General features: G+C 36.6%; 8 protein-coding genes. All 8 read left to right on the forward strand.

Annotated elements, in window-relative coordinates:
- Window positions 1-10: 10 nt before the first annotated feature.
- The 8 genes from BKP37_RS02700 (at window position 11) to BKP37_RS02735 (ending at window position 18,144) form a co-directional block, all read left to right on the forward strand.
- On the forward strand, window positions 11-3,178 hold the full coding sequence (locus BKP37_RS02700; protein ID WP_071308156.1) for a hypothetical protein: 3,168 nt from the start codon (window positions 11-13) through the stop codon (window positions 3,176-3,178).
- A 205-nt stretch (window positions 3,179-3,383) separates the two neighbouring features.
- Window positions 3,384-6,170: a glycoside hydrolase family 3 C-terminal domain-containing protein gene (locus BKP37_RS02705; RefSeq protein WP_071308157.1), complete on the forward strand. Its 2,787-nt coding sequence runs from the start codon at window positions 3,384-3,386 to the stop codon at window positions 6,168-6,170.
- A gap of 575 nt (window positions 6,171-6,745) precedes the next feature.
- Entirely contained in the window at window positions 6,746-10,279 is a 3,534-nt protein-coding gene (locus BKP37_RS02710) for a carbohydrate binding domain-containing protein (protein ID WP_071308158.1), read from the forward strand.
- 834 nt (window positions 10,280-11,113) lie between these two features.
- A complete protein-coding gene (locus BKP37_RS02715; RefSeq protein WP_071308159.1) occupies window positions 11,114-11,746 on the forward strand; it encodes a YesL family protein in 633 nt (210 codons plus the stop codon).
- 240 nt (window positions 11,747-11,986) lie between these two features.
- Window positions 11,987-13,483: a substrate-binding domain-containing protein gene (locus tag BKP37_RS02720; protein ID WP_071308160.1), complete on the forward strand. Its 1,497-nt coding sequence runs from the start codon at window positions 11,987-11,989 to the stop codon at window positions 13,481-13,483.
- 380 nt (window positions 13,484-13,863) lie between these two features.
- Window positions 13,864-14,859 carry an L-glyceraldehyde 3-phosphate reductase gene (gene mgrA / locus BKP37_RS02725; protein WP_071308161.1) on the forward strand — a complete coding sequence of 332 codons (996 nt, stop codon included), beginning with the start codon at window positions 13,864-13,866 and terminating at the stop codon, window positions 14,857-14,859.
- A gap of 725 nt (window positions 14,860-15,584) precedes the next feature.
- On the forward strand, window positions 15,585-17,369 hold the full coding sequence (locus BKP37_RS02730) for an FAD-dependent oxidoreductase (RefSeq protein WP_071308162.1): 1,785 nt from the start codon (window positions 15,585-15,587) through the stop codon (window positions 17,367-17,369).
- Window position 17,370: 1 nt separating this feature from the next.
- Complete coding sequence (locus BKP37_RS02735) at window positions 17,371-18,144, forward strand: heterodisulfide reductase-related iron-sulfur binding cluster (protein WP_071308163.1); 774 nt, start codon at window positions 17,371-17,373, stop codon at window positions 18,142-18,144.
- The last annotated feature ends 88 nt before the right edge of the window (window positions 18,145-18,232 follow it).

Consider the following 18,232-nt stretch of genomic DNA (forward strand, 5'->3'; position numbering starts at 1 on the left):
GAGGACTGACATGTATTCACTAAAAGAAAATCAAAATTTTCAAATTGAAAACTTTCAGCAACGCCCCACATTTTCTAGTTTTTTACCGGGGATCGCTGGGGTAGATGGCATTCCAATGTGGGTATTTTATGTAAATCGCGGCCAAGGGATTGCGAGCTTTGGCGTGCAAGATAAAGACCACGCAATTATGGAATTTTTACCGGCAGATAAATCGTACCAGCTTGTGCAAGTTCAAGGTTTTAGGACATTTATTAAAATTTTAGAGGATGGAGAAATGACGTTTTTAGAGCCATTCTCGTCACAACATAAATCTGACGTTATGGAAACAATGGAGATTTCAGAAAATAAACTTGCTTTGGAATACATCAATCAAGAAAATGGCATTAAAATGACAGTAGAGTATTTTATTCTTCCCGAATCTCCAGTAGCTGGTCTTGTTCGTCATGTAACATTCAAAAACATCTCAAATAAAGAGAGACAGTTTGAGTTGTTAGATGGTTTACCAAGCGTATTTCCAAGTGGTGTTCCGAATGCTGCATATAAAGAGTTAGGGAATACGATCAAGAGTTGGTTTGATGTCTATAATTTAGAAAATAACATTCCATTTTATAAATTAAGAGGTAGCATGGAAGATACGGCGGAAGTGAAAGAAGTACACCAAGGAAACTTCTTCATGAGTCTTGTATCTTATCGTGGTGAAGAGAAGTTAGCAGAACCAATTGTTGATCGTGATATCATCTTTGGAACTGATACAACGTTACAACTACCTCAAAACTTCATAAGCCAAAGCATCGATACGTTAGTCGCAGAAGAAGCCTACACGACGAATAAAGTATCATGTGGTTTTACTGCAACGAATGTGACACTAGCAGCAAATGAAGAATTAGAATTGTACACGGTTGTTGGTCATGCGAGTAATCTTGCAACAGTTAATTCGTACGTGAAAGAACATATTACACTGCCTCGTTTGCGAGCGATGCAAGAAACTGCAACAACAATTACAGATCAAATTACGGCACCAATCAAATGTGAGACAGGACAACCACTATTCGATGCCTATAGTCGTCAAAGTTATTTAGATAATGGTCTACGTGGTGGATTCCCGTTTGTGTTTGAGAAAGAAGATAAACAAAACTTATATTATCTTTATTCACGTAAGCATGGTGACTTAGAAAGAGATTATAACTTCTTCTCACTTAGTCCAACTTACTATTCTCAAGGAAACGGTAACTATCGTGATATCAACCAAAATCGCCGTTGTGATGTCTTTTTTGAGCCAAGAGTAAAAGACTATAATCTAAAAATGTTTATGAACTTAATTCAATTAGATGGATACAACCCACTTGGGGTGAAGGGTGTTAGATTCTCAATCGACGCTAACTCGTTTGATTTTACGCCATTCGTAACAAAAGAATCCAAAGAAATGGTAAGGAATTTCTTCAATTCTTCTTATACGCCTGGAGAGCTTAAACACTTCCTTGAGGATGAAGCAGTAACATTATCAACTTCTTTTGATGAGTTTTTAACAGCAGTGTTAAGTGTTTCCGAGCATTTATTCCAAGCTGAATTCGGTGAAGGTTACTGGATGGACCACTGGACGTATAACCTTGATCTAGTCGAAAGTTACTTAGCAATTTATCCGGATAAAGTGAACGAATTATATTTCAACAAAGACTACCAGTTCTTCGAGAGTCCAGCGAGAGTGAAGAAACGTGCTGATAAATACGTTGTTAACAATGGAAAGTTACGTCAGTATGGTGCTGTCTATGAAGACAAGCAAAAAGAGCATGAAGCTGCTCAAAATAATGGCGTGATGTGGGTAAAAGATAAGCATGGACAAGGTGATGTTTATAAAACAACACTTTATTCTAAGTTATTCCTTCTCGGCCTTGTAAAAGCTGCGACACTAGCCCCAATGGGATTAGGTGTTGAAATGGAATCAGATAAACCAGGTTGGAACGACTCTTTAAATGGTTTACCAGGAATGATTGGTGCTAGTACTTCTGAATTATTTGAAGTTAAACGTCTATTTGACATCCTTTTAGAGGTAGATGGTGAGGAGAAAGTAGCACTTCCAGTTGAAGCAGCTGATTTCTTAACTGGCGTTGTAAACGCAATTAAGAAAGTTGAAGCTTCATCAATCAATGATGATCAGTACTGGCATGAAGTTGCGACTCTTAGAGAAAACTACCGTGAGACGATTTATCAAGGCATTAGTGGTGAAGAAGTTCAGTATACGGTAAGTGAACTAAAAGAGATCAGCCAAATTATTAAGTCGAGAGTCGAGAGTGGAATTAAGCGAGCTCGTGAATTTAATGGAGAGCTTGTTCCTACTTACTTCTACTTTGAACCGAAAAACTCGTTAGAAAATGGAGTACCAGCGATTTCTGAGTTAGAGTGGACACCGAAAGCAGTCACACCGTTTCTTGAAGGAATAGTTAAATCATTAAAGTTAACAGAAGATAAAGAAGAAGCGAAAAAGATTTATGATGCAGTACGTGCCTCTGATATTTACGACAGTAAGCTTGGTATGTACAAAACGTCAATGTCGATTCAAGAAGAGTCTAATGAGCTTGGACGTGCCAACGCCTTTACACCAGGATGGTTAGAAAATGAGTCAGTATTCTTGCATATGGAATATAAATACTTATTAGCGACACTTAAGTCAGGGTTGGCTGCAGAATTTTATGATGATATGAAAACAGCGTTAATTCCTTTCTTAGATCCGCAAATTTATGGCAGAAGTACGTTAGAGAATAGCTCTTTCATTGCTAGTAGTGCTAACCCTAATCCGAAGCTACATGGCCGAGGCTTTGTATCTCGCTTAAGTGGTTCAACGATTGAGTTTATGAATATGTGGTTTGTGATGATGACAGGTGGTAAGCCATTTAAGTTTGAAAATGATGAGCTTGTTTGCAAGTTATCTCCAATCCTTCCGAGTTGGATGTTTACAGACAACGGTGAACTATCTTGTATGTTCTTAGGAAAATGTGAATTGACGTATGTAAACGCGAAGAAAGTGGACACATACGGTGATGGCGCAGCCAAAGCTATTGAGTACACATTAACTTACGGAAACGGTGAAACCATTGTTGTTGACGGAGACACAGTTAGAGGAACACAGGCTGAAGATATCAGACATGGTAAAGTAACAAACATGACAGTTAAGTTAGGGTAATTTTAAATTGATATAGGAGGTAGGTCGTAATTATGCCTACCTCCTATTCTTCTATATAGCAAAAGAGCTTAATAACTTCATTAGGTAGAGCGACAACATTTAACATCAAGAAAGAGGAATATACATGAAGAAGAAATGGCTACAAATGCTTTTAGTACAAATTAGCTGATTGATCAATATTGCTTAAATAGTGGGAGGTAATGTAATGAAAAAGAAGACATATGGGGTACCTTTAAAAGGTTTCGCCGAATTTAGTAGAAAAGTTGCGGCTGACGGTGCCGTCTTATTGAAAAATGAAGGACAAACTCTTCCTATTAAGGATGGAGAAAGTATTTCGATTTTTGGAAGAAGTCAAATCGATTTTTATCGAAGTGGAACGGGTTCAGGTGGTAGTGTAAATGTTGAGTACACAACTAATTTGTTGGGAGGACTTAGAGATAAGAAAACAGTCACTGTCAATGAAGATTTAGCAACAACATATGAGAAATGGATAGAGGAAAATCCATTTGATAATGGTGGCGGTGGCTGGGCAGCTGAGCCATGGTTTCAAAAGGAAATGCCTTTAACAGAAGAAATCGTTTCAGAGGCAAAAAACAAATCGACGAAAGCGATCGTTGTAATCGGAAGAACTGCTGGTGAGGATAAGGATAACGCAGATGAACCAGGAAGCTATCAGTTAACAAATGAAGAAAAGAACATGCTTAAACTAGTGACTAAGAATTTTGAGCAAGTCATTGTTGTTTTAAATGTTTCGAACATTATTGATATGGCTTGGCTGAATGATAAAGAATACCTTGAAGCGATTCAATCCGTTCTCTATGTATGGCAAGGAGGAATGGAAGCAGGAAATGCCGCTGCCGATGTCATCGTTGGCGATGTTACCCCAAGTGGTAAATTAACGGATACAATTGCCTATTCGATTGATGATTATCCGTCTACACGTAATTATGGCGCTGAACATAAAAACTACTATCAAGAAGATATATATGTAGGGTATCGTTATTTTGAGACGTTTTGCCCTGAAAACGTTCAGTTTGAATTTGGCTATGGATTATCTTACACCGAGTTTGTGGTAGAAACTGACAGTGCTAAGATTGTGACAAAAGATGATGAAAACCATGTTGAATTCGTGGTGACAGTTAAAAACACTGGAGCATTTTATGCAGGGAAAGAAGTTGTGCAAGTTTATTATGAAGCACCACAAGGAAAGTTAGGCCAACCAGCAAAAGTGTTAGCAGGATTTGCGAAAACAACATTACTAGGGCCAGGAGAATCTCAATCTGTTACCGTTAGTTTTCCTGTGAGCAGTATGGCTTCATACGACGATGCAGGTGTCACTGGCCATCCTTCTGCTTATGTATTAGAAAGCGGATGGTACAACTTTTATGTTGGAACGAGTATTAAGAAGGTTGAAAAAGTTGAGAACGATGGCGAAAGTGGTTATTTCGTTGAAGAATTGCAAGTAATCGAGCAATTAGAAGAAGCGTTAGCACCAGTAGAGAGTTTTACAAGAATCAAACCAGGTGCTCTAAAAGAAGACGGATCTTATGAAGTAACGTATGAAGATGTTCCGCAACGTAAAATTTGTTTAGCTGAACGTATTGAAAAGAACCTCCCGCAAACGTTAGATCAGACGGATGATCGAGGCTATAAATTAAGAGATGTATTTGAGCAAAAAGTTAGCATGGAAGACTTTATCGCTCAGTTATCAGATGAAGAACTTGCGACGATTGTTAGAGGAGAAGGAATGAGTAGTCTGTTGGTGACACCAGGAACAGCTTCAGCCTTTGGTGGACTAAGTGATCGTTTATTCGACTTAGGTATCCCGATTGCTTGTACAGCAGATGGTCCATCAGGAATTCGCATGGAAAGCGGGGCGTTGTCGACGCAAGTGCCAATCGGAACATTGCTTGCTGCTACTTGGGACAAAGACTTAGTAGAAGAACTGTATGTAATGGAAGGAAAAGAATTAGTCTCTAATAACATCGATGTTTTACTTGGGCCTGGGATGAACATTAGACGTAGTCCACTAAATGGCCGTAATTTCGAATACTTTTCAGAAGATCCACTGATTACTGGTGTTTTTGCGACAGCTGTTACTCGTGGGATTATGAAAGGTGGATCAAATGCCACGCTGAAACACTTTGCTTGTAATAACCAAGAAAAAGCACGACATAATGTAGATGCCGTTGTTTCTGAACGTGCCGTTAGGGAAATTTACTTAAAAGGGTTTGAACTGGCAGTAAAACAAGGTGGTGCCAACTCCATTATGACGGCTTATAATCCGATCAATGGACATTGGACGGCTTCTAATTACGATTTAGTGACAACCATTCTTCGCAAGGAATGGGGCTTCAAAGGAATTGTGATGACAGACTGGTGGGCAAAAATGAATGACGTCGTAACTGGAGGAGAAGCATCAACTGAGTATACGAACTTCATGGTTCGTTCACAAAATGATCTATACATGGTTGTCAATAACTATGGGGCAGAAATCAACTCTGGAAATGACAATACGATTGAAACGTTAAAAGATGGATCGTTAACACGTGGGGAATTACAACGTGCAGCAATGAATATATGCGAGTTCTTAATGCATGCACCAGTATTTTCACGTAAACAAGAGCTTGGCGAAACTGTCACGAAGTTTGAAGCAGATCCTTCACTTTCACCAAAAGAAGTGCAAGAGCTATCTGAAAATCCAAGAATTACGCCATCACGCTCAGCATCGACGTTTATGAATGTAGAACAGGCTGGCTTGTATCGTATTATTGTCAAGATTATGTCACCGAAAACAAATTTAGCTCAAACAGCTTGTAACCTTACACTGAATGATGAGTTTGTAACGACGATTCAGACCAATGGTACAGATGGTAAATGGATCAGACAAAAACTTGTAAAAATTGAACTTGCACAAGGACTTTATCAGTTAAATCTAGAGTCTTTAAAGTCAGATTTGGAAATTGAATGGATAGAGTTTAAGAGTCTATAATTAATTTTAAATAAAAGTGGTACGTCTTCTAGTTTTTGGGAGGCGTACTTTATCATTTTCTAAGGTGAAAAATAACATTATCAAATAAGAAACTATTTACAAGCATGTTTGAGTATTATATAATTAGCTAAAGCGCTTTCGTATTTACCTGCATAAAAATCATTATAACCGAAAGCGCTTTCGGAAGTTTTATCTTCTTAATTTAATCTAATTCAAAATCTTGCAAGATTATATAATAACTTCATTTAGTTTCTAGCACTCAGTATCTTTATCAAATTAATTATAAACTATACTTCTTCAACATTTTCGAAAGCGCTTTGGTTGTCTTGTCGTTCTGTTAATGTTTAGTTATTAAAAAGGTAGATTAAGCGTATACGAATGCTAATTACTTTTAGGGGGTGACTACATAAGTTCATTATTTACAGATTCAAACCAGATTTCCAATTCTCTTAGAAATAAAATAAAAACCCCCAAAACCTAGGAGGGAACAAAGAAACCAGGTTCAAGCAAACACTTGAACGGCAAGGCTCAGCTAATGTCGAGAGACTATTATATAATATGGAGGGAAGTCAGTAATGTCAAAAAAATGGTTAAAAGTGCTGTTAGTTATTCTGTTAATTTCTTCTAATTTTAGTATGGTTGTCAAAGCGGAGGAGACCTCTAACGCGAATGATGAATGGAAATTAGTCTGGTCCGATGAGTTTGAAGGAGATAAGTTAGACGAAACAAAATGGACACGTGATACAGGAAATGGTTTTTTTCAAGAGGATGGAACATTTATTCCAGGATGGGGTAATGAGGAATTACAATCGTATCAAGAAGATAATGTAAGAGTTGAGGGTGGGAAATTAATTCTTGAAGGTCGTAAAGAAACGGTTTCTGATGATACAGGAACATATCATTACACTTCAGGAAAAATTCATTCGCATGGTAAGTTTAGCCAAAAGTATGGTCGTTTCGAAGCGAAAATGTCACTTCCGGAAGGACAAGGCTATTGGCCAGCATTTTGGATGATGCCTGAGCATGATGTGTATGGTGGTTGGGCAGCCTCTGGGGAAATAGACATTATGGAAAATGCAGGCGGAACACCGCATAAAATCGGTGGTGCGATTCACTATGGTGGCCAGTGGCCAAACAATACGTATACAGCAAAAGATTATTACTTTCCTGAGGGGCAGGATGTAACTGATTTTAATGTTTATGCTGTTGAGTGGGAGCCAGGTGAAATTCGTTGGTATGTGAATGATGACTTATACCAAACGTTAAATAACTGGAACACAACTAGCACTGGTAATCCTGCTAAATTTACTTATCCTGCACCATTTGATCAAGAATTTTACTTGATTTTAAATCTAGCCATTGGTGGTTGGTACGGCGGAAATCCGAATGATACAACCCCTTTCCCTGGAGAAATGGTTGTAGACTATATTCGTGTTTATGAATTAACAGGTAGTGATTATAAAGAACCTGTTGAGCCAGTATTTGACCCAGTAGAATTACCTACTGATGCAAAAGAAGCAATTGATGGTAATTATGTATATGATACAAATTATGAAAATAGTTTTACTGTTTTAAGAACTAATAATGATGTAGAGAGTAAATGGAACTATGATTATTGGAATTTCTTAAATTTAGAGGAGTTCAATGGAACAGGTTCAGTTTCTGTTGATACGTTAAATGGAGAAAAATTCGCAAAAGTAGATATCGCTAATGGTGGGAACCAAACCTATTCAATCCAATTAATTCAAAACGTCACGATGGGGACAGGTAGATGGTACAAATTAAGTTTTGATGCAAAGTCTAATACTGACCGTGAAATCAATGTGAAAATCGGCGGTGGTGCAGACCGCGGTTGGACTGCTTATTCTCCAAATATGGATTATGCATTAACAAATGAAGTACAATCGTATGAAATGATTTTCCAAATGCAACATGATACAGATCCACGTGCACGTCTTGAGTTTAACTTAGGCTTGAACTCAAACCCTGTTTGGATTGGTAATGTAGTAGTGGAAGAAGTAGATGCATTAGACCCTTACAATGAAGATGCTCCTAAACGTCCTTTAAGTAATGGAAACCATGTTTATAATGGAACATTTGATCAAGGTGGAATGGATCGAATGACATTTTGGCATTTTAAGACAGATGGTGCAGAGGCAAAAGCTTCTGTTGATCCAATTGACAGAGAACTAGCATTAGCAATTACTGATGGTGGTTCAAGCGTTGAATCTATTAAACTATTACAAAAAGGAATGAATCTACTTCCAAATGATGAGTATAAGGTAACATTTGATGCTAAAGCAACAGCAGATAGAGATATCAAAGTTGCTTTAATAAGTAAAGATGGTAGCGAAAATTATTCAGGTAATCAAGTGGTTTCGTTATCAACAACTATGGAACAAAAAGAGATGTCTTTCGTCATGCCTAATGTGGAAGATGTTGAAGGACAACTAGTATTCTTGTTAGGCGGAAATAATAGTGACATTGTAATCGATAATGTTAAGATGGTTAGAACATCTAATAATAATGCGGGAGTATCATTTGAACAAGCATTTCCGCTTAAAAATGGTAACTTCTCAAGTGGGTTAGATAGTTGGGATAAACATATACAAGGAGATCATGAGCCGGGTACTTCAAATGCAACCATTGAAGTCGGTGATGGAGAACTAAAAGCTTCAATTACGAATGAAGGTTGGGAGCCGTGGCATGTACTATTAATGCAAAATGGTATGAGACTTTCAGGAAACCAAACGTATGTATTAGAGTTTGATGCTAAATCTACAGTAGATCGAAAAGTAGAAGTAGTTTTAGAAAACGCAGCATATAACCGATATTTCTCAGATATTGCTGAACTTACAAATTCTATGAAAACATTTACGTATGAATTTGTAATGAGTGCTGATGACACAGTTGACCTGAAGTATTTATTAGGAAAAATAGCTAATTCTGAAGATATTGGCAGTCATGAAGTATTCATTGATAATGTGAAACTAGAAGTGAAAGGTGAAAGAGAAAAGTACTTCCCATTAAAAAATGGTGATTTCGGTGCAGGACTTGAAAATTGGCACGATCACGTTCAAGGTGTTTGGGAAGGACAATCAAAAGCATCTTTTGCTGAAGTAGACGGTAAAGCTAAAATTACCGTAGATCACACAGGAAATGATACTTGGCATGTTCAGTTTTTCCAAGAAGATCTAACATTAGAAGAAGGAAAAACATATGTAATTCAATTTGATGGAACTTCATCAATCAATAGAAAAATTGAACTAATTGTCGAGAATGCAAGTTACCATCGTTATTTCTCAGAAGAAATTGAATTAACAAATGAAACACAAACATTTAAATATGAATTTGATATGTCTTCAACTGACGTAACTTCATTAAAATTCTTACTAGGTTCTGTAGGCGAAGTTATCTCGGATACTCACGATATCTATATTGATAATGTTAGATTAGAAGTTAAAGGTGCAAGAGAAGCCCTGTATGGTAGTGAAAAGCCAGGAGATGATCAAACAGGCGTAGAGCCAGTAGATCCTGTTATAGTTGACAAAGGAGTTACTATTCCTGTATCTGCTAATGATGTAGTTAAATTAAGAGATTCTAAAACTTCTATTGTGATGCCGGCAAATTTACCTGCAGATACAACGATTTCTGTTGCATTAGTAGAAGGATTACTTACTACTCCTCAGGGTCTTAACAAAGCAGGAGAAGTGATTAAGGTAGATCTTCAGTTAGGTGATGGCCAATTTGATGGCGAATTTGAGTTAACTTTAGGGTATGAAGATGGTTTTGAAGAAGTAGCAATTTACTATTTAGATGAAACAACAGGGGAATGGGCTTTAGTTGGTGGAGAGATGAACCCTGAAACTAACACAATAACTGTTACGGTTACGCATTTTTCGACCTATGGTGTATTTGGTCAAGACCCAGCTGACCCAGTTGACCCAGTCGATAATCAAACAGAAGATGATATAAAAACTGAAAAAGATACGGATAATAAATTACCAGATACAGCGACAAATAGTTTTAACTTGTTGTTAGTAGGTTTAACATTAATTGTACTTGGTGGAATCGCTTTAATTGTTAAACGCAGAAGAAGATTAACTTAAGTATTCCTGGATTAAAGTAAGAATGTCTGACCTCGATAAGGGTCAGACATTCTTATACTTTATAAGGATAATCTCAAATGTCCAATGTGTTTAATATATTTAAAAAATAATGAAGACTTTAATCAGTCCATACCTTTCATACGGTTAATTTCAAAATCCACTTTCGTTATAAGGGCCATTTAAATATATTATGAAATAGTCATACTTCGTTTTTAGAATATGAATGAAACAAAAATTCGTAAGTTTTCTTTATTGTTTTTTGTTTTTCTTCACTCTGGCTTTAGATATTGAATTTCTTAAGTGATTTTCCAAAAAAATTCTTGGAATTGCATATTCTTTTGTTTTTCTGGAAAGCAAAGAGGTACGCAACCAATTCGCAAGATTGTATACTAATAAACTCCCTAAATGTATAAGCTAGGTTGAGAAGCTAACACACCTATTCCTAGTATATGAGTAAACAAAGTGTCTTTCGTCTTTAAATCTAAATACTGTGCCACTGTTTTTGAAAATCCTACTCTCTAAAAAGGAATTCACCGTTATCAGACGAAGGTTCACCTCCATCATTTGATAATTTTTTCTGACGATTGAAATTAAATGTAAATTGCTGTAAAGTTGCCATTGTAAGAATCCTTTATCTGGTTATTTTGTGGTGATTATACTTTAACAGAAATAGATTCTTTTTTCATTTATAGTGCAATACCAATTAATAAAAAAGCTTATTAAATAGGCAATTGTAGCTTATTCTCAATTTTATATGAATAATTCAGGATACATTTACAATTAATCTGTGGGTGTGATGACGCAGATAAAAAGGGCGGAATATGAGGTGGTTAGATGAAAACGGAAGGATTTATTGGAAAAGTTTATTATGGGCTAGATTTGTTTATGAAAATTGCTTATATCAATTTATTATGGATTATATTCACAGTCATCGGATTAGTGATTTTCGGAGTCGCACCAGCATCAGTTGCATTGCTAACGATTATTAGAAAATGGCTAATAAAAGATACTGATATACCAATACTGTCTACCTTTTTCCAAGTGTACAAAAAGGAATTTTTAAAATCAAATTTAGCAGGGCTCTTTTTTTTGTTAGTATTTATCGTTTTATATATTCAGTTTAGTTATATTCCATTAGTAGATAGCTTCCTTCAAGTTATTCTAACGATAGGTCTTATTATTAATGGAATGATCTTCTTAGTGACGTTTATCTATTTTTTCCCTATATACGTCCATTATAATTTGAAATTTCACGAATACTTCAAGCGTTCTTTTTTAATGGGTATGATTAATATCCATGTTGTATTATTAATTTGTTTCTGCTTTTTCCTTATATATCATCTATTGGTATATTTCCCCGTTTACGTAGGGCTCTTTTTACCTGGTATAGTTGGACTAGTTCTTATGTCAATAACTCTATTAGCATTTAATAAATTTGAGGAGAAAAAAGCTAGGTTGAAAAAATAGTTATTAGAAAGAAACATCATTCTAAAAACTTATAGAACGTTGAAGACTTTGCCCTTCAAAGGGAAGGTCCTATATAAAGGAAAGAGTATTAGTTATGTATACAAATAGTACGTTGTCAAATATCGCAAATTTCCAAAATTCCCTTTTAACAGGTTGACCGATACAATGGGAAACTCCCATTAGCTAAATGGTGTTGTATATTTATTGCTGTAAAAAAATTAAAACAAAGAGGTATGAATATTGAGAAGTAGATCTGTTTTTCTAATTATAATTTTCACCTTTTTAACCATCCTCATAGGAATGATGTTTAAGTCACACCTTAGCGAAAAGCCAACAGTAGTTATTGTTTTAAAAGATTTAGATACTCAATATTGGGAACTAGTAAAAGCTGGAGCAGAACAAGGTTTTAGTGATTTTGGTGTGAATGGAAAAGCTGTTGCAGCAAGTTTAGGAGATGTAGAGGGACAGAAAGATTTGTTGAAAAGTATTCTTAAAGAAAAACCAGATCTATTAATTGTCTCTCCCCTCAACTCTGATATTGTTCCAACATTAGAAGGGTTTAACGCAAATAGTATTCCTGTATTGTTATTAGATACTGACAACGCTTGGGGAAATAAAACATCTTATATTGGTACGAACAATATTAATTTAGGAAAAATGGGTGGGATGCTATTAGCTACACAACTGCAGCCTGGAAATGAAGTGGCTATACTAGGTGGTCATATTTCAGAGGAACGGATAAAAGGAGCAAAACTTAGTTTAGAAGCTGCACGTGTCAAAATTGCGATAGAAACATTTAATTTGCCGAATGAGTCTGGTCCTGTTAAAGAAGTAATGGAAACAATCTTGGAGGATTATCCTAATATAAAAGGTGTATTTGCTGATACTGATATTAAGGCATTAGGGGCTTTGGATGCGATTGAGGAATATGGTCTTAACATACCAGTTATAGGAGCAGATGGAATTAATGAAATGCTTGAATTAATAGAAGAAGGGATATTGACTGGAACAGTAGCACAAAATCCGTATGATATGGGTTATTTAAGTGTTGAAACTGCTATGAAAGTGCTTCAGGGAGAAAGGGTAGTAGAAATGGTTGATACTGGTGTAGACATTATTACTAAAGCTAATGCAAGCGAAAGACTGACTTTTCAACAAAGAGTGTTAGAGAAATTATATTTGCGATTTTTTTCAGATACAAATTCTATGAAAACATTTACGTATGAATTTGAAATGAGTGCTGATGAAGGCGAAAGAGAGAAGTACTTCCCACTAAAAAATGGTGATTTCAGTACTGGTCTTAAAAATTGGGAGAGCCATGTTCAAGGTTGGGATAGGCAATCCAATGTATCTTTTGCTGAAGAAAATGGAAAAGCAAAGATATCTATAGAACATACCGGAATAAATCCATGGGATATTTTGCTTTTTCAAAAAGACTTAACGTTAGAGAAAGGATTAACGTATGTTATTGAATTTGATGTTAACACATCTATCGATAGAAAGTTAGAATTAGTTATAGATAACGGCGCAGATGGAGGGTATCACCGTTATTTTGAAGAGATTATTCAAATAACAACAGATCCACAAACATTCAGCTATGAATTTGAAATGCCAACAACAGACGTATTTGAATTTAAATTTTTAGTAGGTTCCGTTGAAGGTGTGGTTATAGAAAATTCACATGACATTTTTATCGGCAATGTTAGACTAGAAGCAAAAGGGGCTCGTGAAAATTGATGGTGAGCAACTAGCAGATCCAGGTATTGGAGAAGATCATCAGGTGAAGAATCAAATAATGAAGAAGATATAGCTAAGAAATCACTAGATACAGCAACAAATAGTTTTAGTTTAACATTAATTATAGTAGATGGAATCGTTTTGATCGAGGAGAAAATTAACTTAAGTATTCTCCTCGATTAAAGTAAGAATGACTGACATCGATAAGGGTCAGACGTTATTATCTCCATTGGAAAAAATAACCATATGGAAGTACTAGTAAGTTGGTATAGTTTTCAAATAGCTTGTAGAGCTAAGGAACGATTTTTCTGCTCCCTTATAGAGAAGGAGATAGATCTTATCGTGAAAGTTAGAATTTTAAATTTGAGGGGGAATAAAAAGTGGGGTATCATCCGAATGAGCAAAGATATGAATCAATGGTTTATAATCGATGTGGAAAATCAGGCATCAAACTTCCGGCTCTTTCACTAGGGTTATGGCACAACTTTGGTGGAGAAGATGTTTTTGAGAATGGACGTGCGCTTATTAGAAAAGCGTTTGATTTAGGCATTACTCACTTTGATCTTGCTAATAATTACGGTCCTCCACCTGGGTCGGCAGAAGAAAACTTTGGTAAAATTCTGCGACAAGATTTTGTTGGTTTTAGAGATGAAATGGTCATTTCTACAAAAGCTGGTTACGGAATGTGGCAAGGGCCGTATGGTGATTGGGGATCAAGGAAGTACTTAGTTTCGAGTCTTGATCAAAGTTTAAACAGAATGGGATTGGATTACGTTGATATTTTTTATCATCACAGACCAGATCCAGAAACACCACTTGAAGAAACAATGATGGCACTTGATCATATCGTTAAACAAGGTAAAGCCCTATATGTTGGGATTTCTAATTATGGGGTAGAGGATACGAAACAGGCGATTGATATATTAAGAAAATTAGGAACACCATTACTTATTCATCAACCAGCTTATTCGATGTTTAATCGCTGGATTGAGGAAGGGTTAACATCACTTCTGCAAGAAGAAGCGGCAGGATGTATCGCATTTGTTCCACTTGCACAAGGATTGTTAACAAACCGATACTTAAACGGTGTTCCTACAGATTCTCGTGCATCTAAAGCAAATAGCTTTTTAAATAGTGGCGATATTACAGAAGAAGTCATTCAAAAAGCACAAAAATTAAACGAATTAGCGCAAGAACGAAATCAATCCCTTGCACAAATGGCAATTGCATGGGTGCTTCGAGAGCAAAAGGTCACTTCTTGTTTAATTGGGGCTAGTAAAGTTAGCCAATTAGAAGAAAATGTAGCGGCCCTCAATAACCTTGAATTTAGTTCAGAAGAGCTACAGTTGATTGATAATATTTTAAAAAGCCAATAATAGAACAAGAAAAAAGAGTCTTAAAGACTTACGCTTCGTAGTTTAGTTATCTTTTGGCAGAGGAAGATTAGTTGGTGGGTCCTTCTATTCTTCAACAACTAACATACATACATAACGACACAGCTTTTTGCGGTATGCAAAGAGTTGTGTCGTTTTTTTACAGTATCAGAATTTATAAATTTCTAACTTGGAAACTGTCTAGCTCTAGGCGCCATCGACTCGATCACTTCAGTCAAGGTTCTGACTTCATGACTTCCTGGATTGCTTCTTTGCTGATGCTTCATGCTACTTTGCTTCGAGGAAGCCTACTTCGAAGCATTGCTGTCAGACGCAGAAGCACATAGATTGCGGTCCAAGAGCAGACCGCTACTTGCCGACCTTCCAGTGTTTGTCGCCGATAGGCGGGCACCTTGCGCTTTCTTATAACAACATTACTTTAGAAAAATATAAAAAGTTTAAAACCCGATAGGAATAGAGATTTTTGAAATTTGTTGCTATTTTCTTCATAGTTTCTCCACATTTATTACTGTTATGAAGGGAGTCTGTTCATATAGTTTGTTAAAGGAACTTATTTTACTTGTTATTATTTTTTTACTTCCTTATGTAGTAAGTGATCACTATATGGAAGTCGTTAGAAACGTTAACAACTTTCCAAGATTCATGTGAAGGATTTTAACAAAGTAATAAATGAAAAACTGACAAAGACAGGTGAAGAGGTGTAGCTGGTGAAGTTTAAACAAAATGTAGTTGAACAGGCGAAAACAGTAGCGGATGGCTGTATGGGTCATGAGGATGCCTATTGTGTAGCTGCATGTCCGATGCATACAGATGTGAAAAAGTATGTATCGCAAATCGGTGTTGGTGATATTAAAGGAGCCATGGAAACGATCCGAGAGAAATTGTTTCTTCCGAATACGTTAGGGAGAATATGTGCACATCCTTGTGAAGCAAATTGTCGGCGAGAAACAGAATTCGGTGAGGCGATTTCGATTGCTGCTCTTAAGAGATTTGCTGCAGAGCATGCTGATTCAAAAGACCTTTGGGACAGAGAGACGGCAATCCCATCAGGAAAGCGAGTTGCTATTGTAGGTGCTGGTCCTGCTGGGGCACAAGCGGCTATTGATTTAAGAAAAGCAGGACACGATGTTGTTATTTACGATAAGCTTGACGTTTGCGGAGGGATGATGAGAGTAGGGATCCCTGAGTATCGGTTACCTCGTGAAGTGATTGATTTTGAATACTGTTACCTTGAAGACTTAGGTGTCGGTTTTAGAATGGGGATTGAAGTAGGCAAAGATATTTTATTCCAACAATTACGTAATGAATATGACGCTGTTATTTTAGCGCATGGTGCTCATAAAGGAAGTAAACCTCCTGTACCTGGTAAAGACCATGAAGGTGTTTTTCATGCAGTAGAATATTTAAAAGAAATTAGTTTAACGCGAAAGTTTCCTAAAGCAGGCAAGAAAATTGCTGTAATTGGCGGTGGTGACGTTGCAATGGATTGTGCAAGGTCTTCGTGGAGAATCGGCGCCGACCAAGTTTATTTAATTAGTTTAGAAGAATATGAGAAATTACCTGCAAGTAAAGAAGAAATAGAAGAATCTCAAGAAGAAAATGTTCAGTTTATTAACGGTTGGGGAACGGACGTAATTATCGCTGACATGAACGGTCGTGTCAAAACACTTCAAATGAAGAGGGTAGCTTCGATGTTTGACAAGGAAGGAACATTTAATCCTTCTTACACAGATGAAACAAAAGAAATCGAAGTAGATACTGTTGTTTTTGCGACAGGACAGCTTGTAGAAGATATTACTGAGGGTGCTCTTGAACAAAAAGGTGGTGGTCGTTATATCGTTGACCCAGAAACATTAGCAACGCAACTTCCCGATGTTTTTGTCGCAGGTGATGCGAGCGGTGGGGTCATTGTTATTGAAGCGATGGCATTAGGTAGAAAAGCAGCAAAATCAGTAGATAGATATATTGAAAATAAAGATTTGCGACAAGGCCGAAATTTTAAATCAGAATACAGTTTTTCTACCAACTTAAATGTACCTCTTCGAAAAGGAACAGAAAACTTGCCGAGAACTTCTGGAAACCATCGACCGGCTGAAGAGCGAAAAAGGGATTTTAAACAATATGATTTAGGTTATACGAGAGAGCAAGCGATCCAAGAAGCTTCGCGGTGTTTAAGATGTGAATGTAAACTTTGTATGACCGAATGTATTATGATGAACGATTATGGTGAATGTCCACAAGATATTTTTGGAGCTTTCGTTGAAAATGGAGATATTAATCCGATCATCCCTTATTCATGCAATATGTGTGGTGGCTGTACCCATGTTTGTCCGAATGATTATAAAATCGGAGAGACATTTATGGCAATGAGAAAGGACTTCATTATTCATAACAAAGGGAAATCACCGATGAAAGGCCATAAAGCAATTGAAATGCATCAAAAGCTAGGTTTTTCAAAAATCTTTTGTACGAAAGTGAAGGGAGTGAAATAAAATGAGCAAAAATGTAGGCTTTATGCCAGGGTGTTCGTTACCTTCTTACACTCCTGAAGGCGTTAAGAAAACAATGCAATATTTAAAAGAAGTATATCCAAGTCTTGGCGGTGTCCAAAAGTGCTGTGGAAAAGGAACGAAAGCACTTGGACAGGAAGATAAGTTTTATGAGCGTTTTGCTGGTCTGCAAAATGATATCGATAGTGTGGGCATTGAAAAAATAATCGTTGCCTGTCAAAACTGCTTTAAAACGATAAAAGAAACGAGTAATCATACTGAAGTTGAATCGTTATGGACGATTTTACCTAAAATTGGACTTCCCGATGAGGTGCGTGGAAAAGCGAAAGATAGTGATGTTGTGTTTGGTATCCATGATTCTTGTTCAACACGTTATGAGAAAGAGATACAAGATGGCATTCGTTGGATTATGAATGAACTTGGTTATAAGGTCGTAGAAACTGAATACTCGAAGGAAAATGCGAGGTGCTGTGGCTTCGGTGGGATGATCGTACCAGCCAATCCCGACTTAGCTAAACGAGTGATGCAAAGAAGAGCAGATGATTTTGAAAGTGACTATGTGGTCGTTTACTGTGCAGCATGCCGTTCTTCAATGATGAAAGTTGGAAAAAAGGCTTTCCATATTCTTGATTTGCTTTGGGGACCTGTTGTTTATGCAAATAGTGACGCTCCTGAAGATGTTTTATCAAGTCCTGCTAAATCTTGGATTAACCGTTATAAATCTAAATGTGTGATTAAGTCTGTTATTAAATCATAGTTTATCAGTTCTTGTGAAAGGAAGAACAGGATTATTCATCAGTAATATATTTAAAAATAAACTTAAAACATCTAATGAGGAGGATTCA

The organism is Anaerobacillus alkalilacustris, from assembly GCF_001866005.1.
In the GTDB taxonomy this organism is placed as follows: domain Bacteria; phylum Bacillota; class Bacilli; order Bacillales; family Anaerobacillaceae; genus Anaerobacillus; species Anaerobacillus alkalilacustris.

Excerpts from the sequence above, each read along its gene's own strand:
- BKP37_RS02735 (WP_071308163.1), top strand. The coding sequence starts at position 17,371 with ATGAGCAAAAATGTAGGCTTTATGCCAGGGTGTTCGTTACCTTCTTAC.
- BKP37_RS02710 (WP_071308158.1), top strand. The coding sequence starts at position 6,746 with ATGTCAAAAAAATGGTTAAAAGTGCTGTTAGTTATTCTGTTAATTTCT.
- BKP37_RS02705 (WP_071308157.1), top strand. The coding sequence starts at position 3,384 with ATGAAAAAGAAGACATATGGGGTACCTTTAAAAGGTTTCGCCGAATTT.
- BKP37_RS02700 (WP_071308156.1), top strand. The coding sequence starts at position 11 with ATGTATTCACTAAAAGAAAATCAAAATTTTCAAATTGAAAACTTTCAG.
- BKP37_RS02715 (WP_071308159.1), top strand. The coding sequence starts at position 11,114 with ATGAAAACGGAAGGATTTATTGGAAAAGTTTATTATGGGCTAGATTTG.